General features: G+C 44.4%; 5 protein-coding genes. 4 read left to right on the forward strand and 1 reads right to left on the reverse strand.

Annotated elements, in window-relative coordinates; translation table 11 throughout:
* Positions 1-18: 18 nt before the first annotated feature.
* Complete coding sequence (locus P0M11_RS08810) at positions 19-1,086, reverse strand: PASTA domain-containing protein (RefSeq protein ID WP_275625326.1); 1,068 nt, start codon at positions 1,084-1,086, stop codon at positions 19-21.
* 169 nt (positions 1,087-1,255) lie between these two features.
* Here P0M11_RS08810 and P0M11_RS08815 point away from each other — a divergent pair, with 169 nt between their 5' ends.
* The 4 genes from P0M11_RS08815 to P0M11_RS08830 all read left to right on the forward strand — a co-directional run bounded on the left by P0M11_RS08815 (position 1,256) and on the right by P0M11_RS08830 (position 5,272).
* Entirely contained in the window at positions 1,256-2,248 is a 993-nt protein-coding gene (locus P0M11_RS08815) for a D-alanine--D-alanine ligase (RefSeq protein ID WP_275625327.1), read from the forward strand.
* 1 nt (position 2,249) lies between these two features.
* A complete protein-coding gene (gene coaD, locus P0M11_RS08820; RefSeq protein WP_158063384.1) occupies positions 2,250-2,711 on the forward strand; it encodes a pantetheine-phosphate adenylyltransferase in 462 nt (153 codons plus the stop codon).
* A gap of 23 nt (positions 2,712-2,734) precedes the next feature.
* A complete protein-coding gene (locus P0M11_RS08825; protein ID WP_275625352.1) occupies positions 2,735-3,367 on the forward strand; it encodes a trimeric intracellular cation channel family protein in 633 nt (210 codons plus the stop codon).
* A 276-nt stretch (positions 3,368-3,643) separates the two neighbouring features.
* A complete protein-coding gene (locus tag P0M11_RS08830; RefSeq protein ID WP_158063383.1) occupies positions 3,644-5,272 on the forward strand; it encodes a carboxyl transferase domain-containing protein in 1,629 nt (542 codons plus the stop codon).
* Positions 5,273-6,085: the final 813 nt, after the last annotated feature.

The following is a 6,085-nucleotide window of genomic DNA, read 5'->3' on the forward strand; positions in this document are numbered from 1 at the left end:
AACCCCGGTAATTTACTATTACTCCACCACTTTCTTTACTTTGGGCTTTTCGGCAGTTTTGTTGGCAGGAGTTGCAGATGGTTGTTTACCGCTGGCAGGTTCTGACTTAGGTACAGCCGTTCCAGAGTTATTGGAAGGTTTTTTTGAAGTATTTTCCGCAGGTGTATTCATGGGCGAAGTTGGAGTTGCAGGTTTCGGTTCCGCGGGTTGCCTGCGTGGGGCTTCAAATGTAGGCTCCTGATAAACAGGAATTTCCTCATACCTTACCGGCGGAAGCGTAGTATCAATCTTTACCCTGTACATGGAATTGAGCTGGGAAATCCTTCCGCTCATTTCAGCAGGCGATTTTTTACTCGCCCAGAGGTCTACCTGCATCCCCTGGTCACGAAGGTCGCCGCCTGCAGGATCCTGATAATACACTATATCAGTATCATCACCTTTACCGTCCTCGTATTCCACAAGACCTATTTCAAAAAGATTATTGGCCACGATGGCTTTCGCCTGAGCAACTGTCAGCCCCACCAGGTTTGGGATTGCAATATTCCTTTTCGGACCTGCACCGATCACCAGGTCAATGGTGGAAAATCTGGGGAGCTGGCTGCCCGGTTTTATTACCACGCCGTTATGAAGCATTCGGATCACTGCATCTCTCTGTATGCTTGGCTCAAATATGGTATCACCGACTTTAAGACCCACCTGCGCCAGACGGCGGAACGCCAGGCCTTTGTAACGGTCCAGAATATCAGGAATAGTAACTTTACCCCATGTACGCGGGTTCACACGAACTTCTATTATACGGCCGTTCTTCACACGGGAACCCGGCTTGGGAAACATATTAAGTACCTGAAACGGTTTGTACTTTGGATCATATGTACCGCTGTCCACCTTATATTCCAATCCCTGGTCATCCAGGATCTTGATAGCTTCATGAACAGACCTGTTCATTACATTGGGAACCGGTATTTCCTTACCGTGATTGGTATGGAGCTCCAACCAGCGAAAGGTCAGCCATACCAGGCCGATGAAGATTACTGCGGCCAGCACAAGGTTTACCAGAACTTTCCAATGGAAAAGTGATTTCAGCATGGTTTTTACTTTAAATGTAGCGGCAAATATAAATAATAATTTTAGAATGTTTCACTGCAATCAGCTGCGCCTGCGTACCTTTACTGCACATTAGGTCACTAAATTAGCCTGCTGTCGGATTATAAATAAACAATTTCTGTAAATTTGCCTCCTCACTGTGTGATTTATTATGGACAAGAAAAATGTGGCCGTTGTAATGGGCGGTTATTCTGATGAATACGTGGTTTCCCTGAAAAGCGGGCAACTTATCTACGAGTCGCTGGACCGTGAACTTTATAATGTATACAGGGTAGTGATCCTTAAAGAGAAGTGGTACTTTGTAGATGATCATAATGTGAAGGTAGAAATCAATAAATCAGACTTCAGCGTGGATCTGGACAGCGGTTATAAAGTGAAATTTGATGTCTGCTTCAACATCATTCACGGAAGACCTGGCGAGAACGGTGAACTTCAGGCTTACTGGGACATCATAGGCCAGAGATATACCGGCTGCAGTTTCTATCAGAGCGCACTTACATTTAACAAGAAAGATACACTCGCGGTACTGGGCAAATATGGAATACCTTCTGCAAAAAGTATTTACCTGAGAAAAGGAGAAAAGACTGACATTGTCTCAATTGTTGAACAGCTTGGCCTACCCTGCTTTGTAAAACCCAATCAGAGCGGCTCCTCGCTGGGTATATCAAAGGTCAAAAGCGTTGACGAATTCGACAGAGCTTTTGAACTTGCGTATGAGCAGGATGAGGAAATACTTATAGAGTCTGCCCTGGACGGTATGGAAGTATCAGTTGGAGTTGTGGATTTCGAAGGGAAGACCATCGTACTGGGAATTACCGAAATCGTTCCTCAAAAGGAATTCTTTGATTATGAAGCTAAATACGAAGGAGCCTCAGAAGAAATCACTCCGGCCCGTTTGGATGCAGACACCCGTCTGAAGGTTGAAGAAATTGCCATAAAAGCCTACGAATCCTTAGGAATGAGTGGTTTCTCACGCAGCGAATTTATAATAATGGATGGTACGCCTTATATGCTGGAAATGAATACCAACCCGGGATTCTCACCGGCATCCATATTGCCGCAGCAGGCAAAGATCTATGGAATTTCCATTCAGCAACTCTGCGGTAATGAAGTGCAGAAAGCCCTCAATAAAAAACATAATTAATATGAGAACAGCAGTATTCCCGGGTTCCTTTGACCCTATCACTTTGGGACATTATGATATTGTGGAGCGTGCAGCTCCCCTTTTCGACAAAATCATTATCGCCATCGGTCAGAACTCCCAAAAAAAATATATGTTCTCACTGGAACAGAGAATGGACTTCATAAAAAGGACATTCAGCGACTTTCCCAATGTTGAGGTAGATCATTTTGAAGGCCTTACCATTGATTACTGCAAAAGCAAAAATGTAAGCTTCATCTTACGTGGCCTTAGAAATCCCGCCGATTTTGAATTTGAAAAAGCCATTGCACAAACCAACCGGGAACTCACCAGGGACCGCAAGATTGAAACAATCTTCCTCCTTACATCTTCCGGAAAATCCTTTATCAGCAGTAGTATAGTAAGGGAAATAATTACTTTTCGCGGCGATTATAAACTACTGGTTCCGCCGGCTGTACGCATCTAATCTTATTTGTCACGGACTTGGACATTCACGATAACTTTAACTTTGCAATTGAAATCATCGGAACCATTGCCTTTGCAATGTCCGGCGCTTTTGCGGCTATGCAAAAGAGGTTTGATCCTTTCGGCGTCCTCATAATTGCCTTCATTACCGCGGTAGGCGGTGGTACGGTTCGGGATCTATTGCTGGGTGTACCGGTGTTCTGGATGCACGATATCTTTATCTGCAGTGTCATTTTCCTGGCAGCTGTTTTGGCTTTTGTGGTTAAATATTTCGACAAGAAATTTCAGGTAACCCTTTTCCTGTTTGACAGTCTGGGCCTGGGACTTTTTACTACAATCGGTATTCAGAAAGGGCTGGATGCGCAACTTCATCCTGTAATCTGTGTAACCCTTGGTACGATTACGGGTTGCTTTGGAGGAATAATCCGGGACACTTTGCTTAACAGAATTCCGCTCATATTCCGAAAGGAAATCTATGCAACTGCATGTATCCTGGGCGGTGGCACTTTTCTGCTTATGCTCCATTTCACCGACATGTCCTTCACCTTTATTCAAATTTTCACCATACTACTCATTGTTGTCATCAGGACGCTGGCGGTGAAGTACCACTGGCAGATGCCGAAATTTTATTCACACGCCAATGACGGTGAAATGTAACATTAACCTCCATTGAAAACCCCGGAAGTAACTAAACTTCCGGGGTCCTCAATTAATAAACTATTAAAAAAATAAACTAGGGATTGTAACTGTACCCTTTGCAGGATTTCAGTTATTATTTCAAACGCAAAAATTGTGCTATTATTGTCAGTATTTCAAAACTATTATGTTAAATATTTTTAACATATCACACTCAACATCAGTTCATTAATGCACGAGCTCTCTTCCCAACTGTTTTAGGTGAAAATGGCTATCTTTAAGCACCGAAAAATTTATATGGACTTAGAATTTAATAAACGCGAAGATCAAAACAAACTTAAACTCTCCGAAATAAACCGTCAGTTTTCCGAAATTAAAAAAGGTGGCGGCGAAAAACGTCTGGAAAAAATGAGACAGGAGGGTAAAATGACTGCCCGTGAGCGGATTGATTATCTTCTGGATAAAGACCGTGAATCTATAGAGATTGGGGGCTTTGCCGGATTTGAAATGTATGAAGAACATGGCGGCTGTCCCAGTGGCGGCGTAGTTGTTGTCATGGGTTATGTTTCAGGAAAACAATGCCTTGTGGTGGCCAACGATGCTTCCGTGAAGGCAGGTGCCTGGTTTCCGATTACCGCCAAGAAAAATTTACGTGCACAGGAAATCTCCATTGAAAACCGGTTACCAATCATCTATCTTGTGGATTCTGCAGGAGTTTATCTGCCTATGCAGGACGAAATATTTCCGGATAAGGAACATTTCGGACGTATTTTCAGGAACAATGCCAAGATGAGCGCTATGGGAATCATCCAGATTTCAGCAGTGATGGGCAGTTGTGTAGCGGGTGGCGCATACTTGCCGATTATGAGTGATGAGGCAATGATAGTGGATAAAAGCGGTTCTATATTCTTAGCCGGAAGCTATCTTGTAAAAGCAGCAATTGGGGAAAATATAGACAATGAAACACTCGGCGGTGCAACAACACACTGCGAGATTTCAGGTGTGACCGATTATAAAGCCAAAGATGATGCGGATGCATTAAACCGGATTAAGAATATTATGAAATCTGTTGGATCTTACGAAAAAGCAGGATTCAGCAGAATTGAAAGTGCACCACCAAAGGAGAAAATTGAGAATATTTTCGGAATTATGCCTGTTTCCAGAACAGATCAGTATGACACTGCTGATATAATAAAATGTCTGGTGGATAATTCCGAATACGAAGAATATAAACCGGATTATGGCAAGACCATCATCTGCGCAACAGCCAGAATAGATGGCTGGAGCGTAGGAATTGTAGCTAATCAGCGTAAACTGGTAAAAAGCGGTAAAGGTGAAATGCAGTTTGGTGGAGTAATTTATTCTGATTCTGCGGACAAAGCCACGCGTTTTATCGCTAACTGTAACCAGCGTAAGATCCCGTTAATTTTCCTTCAGGACGTAACAGGATTTATGGTGGGATCCAAATCTGAGCATGGTGGTATTATTAAAGACGGTGCTAAGATGGTTAATGCGGTTGCCAACTCTGTTGTTCCGAAGTTCACCGTAATTACCGGAAATTCCTATGGAGCCGGAAACTATGCAATGTGTGGCAAAGCGTATGACCCCAGGCTGATCGTGGCATGGCCATGGGCAGACCTGGCGGTTATGGGAGGATCGCAGGCTGCCAAAGTATTGGCACAAATCCAGGAATCGACTCTGAAGAAGCAGGGAAAAGAAATTACGGAAGAGGAACATCAGGAGATTCTGGATACCATCTCAAAGCGTTATAAGAAGCAGACAGAACCTACTTATGCCGCAGCAAGACTTTGGACAGATGCCATCATTGATCCAACGGAGACGCGCAAGTGGATTTCAATGGGTATTGAGGCAGCAGATCACGCGCCCATAACTGAAAAATTCAACTTGGGCGTTATTCAGGTGTAATTATTCAGCCGACCTAACAGAGCCACTCCCGCACAAGGAGTGGTTTTTTGATTTGTGATGGCTGGTGACTAGTGACTGGTGATTGGTGATTGGTGACTAGTGCGGCCCGCGGTCCGATAGCTTATATAGGCTGTAAGCAGTAAGCTGTAAGCAGGAAGCTGTAAGCAGCCTAACCTCTCATATCTCACTTCTAACTGCCGTTGGTGACTGGTGACTGGTGATTGGTTTCTGCGTCTTCCGGTCAGCATTTAGCGGGCATATAGCTGGTGGAAGCGGTAAGCAGGAAGCTGTAAGCAGCGTAACCTCTCATATCTCACTTCTAACTGGCCGTTGGCCGTTGGTGGCTGGTGACTGGTGATTGGTTTCTGCGGCCAGCAGTCAGCCATCAGCGGTCAGCAGTCAGTCATCAGCGGTAAGCAATAAGCTGTAAGCAGTAAGCTGTAAGCAGCCTACCCTCTCATATCTCACTTCTAACTGGTGGCTGGTGACTGGTGACTGGTGATCGGTTTCTGCGGCCAGCAGTCAGCCATCAGCGGTCAGCAGTCAGCCATCAGCCATCAGCTGTAGGCTGTAAGCTGTAAGCTGTAAGCAGATTAAACAGGCATATCTCACTTCTAAACCCTCATATCTAACTTCTAACCTCTAACTTCTAACCTCTAACCTCTCATATCTGAAGTCTTTGCTCTTTGTTCTTTGTTCTTTGTTCTTTATTCCACCAAACAAAAAAATCCCCAACCACGTGTGTGATTGAGGATTGTGTCCCGCCGAGGCGGATGAAAAAAAACTGGCGGCGACCTACTCTCCCGCTTTCGC

The organism is Kaistella sp. PBT33-4 (assembly GCF_029194425.1).
Lineage (GTDB): Bacteria > Bacteroidota > Bacteroidia > Flavobacteriales > Weeksellaceae > Marnyiella.

Excerpts from the sequence above, each read along its gene's own strand:
- coaD (WP_158063384.1), top strand. The coding sequence starts at position 2,250 with ATGAGAACAGCAGTATTCCCGGGTTCCTTTGACCCTATCACTTTGGGA.
- P0M11_RS08830 (WP_158063383.1), top strand. The coding sequence starts at position 3,644 with ATGGACTTAGAATTTAATAAACGCGAAGATCAAAACAAACTTAAACTC.
- P0M11_RS08810 (WP_275625326.1), bottom strand. The coding sequence starts at position 1,086 with ATGCTGAAATCACTTTTCCATTGGAAAGTTCTGGTAAACCTTGTGCTG.
- P0M11_RS08815 (WP_275625327.1), top strand. The coding sequence starts at position 1,256 with ATGGACAAGAAAAATGTGGCCGTTGTAATGGGCGGTTATTCTGATGAA.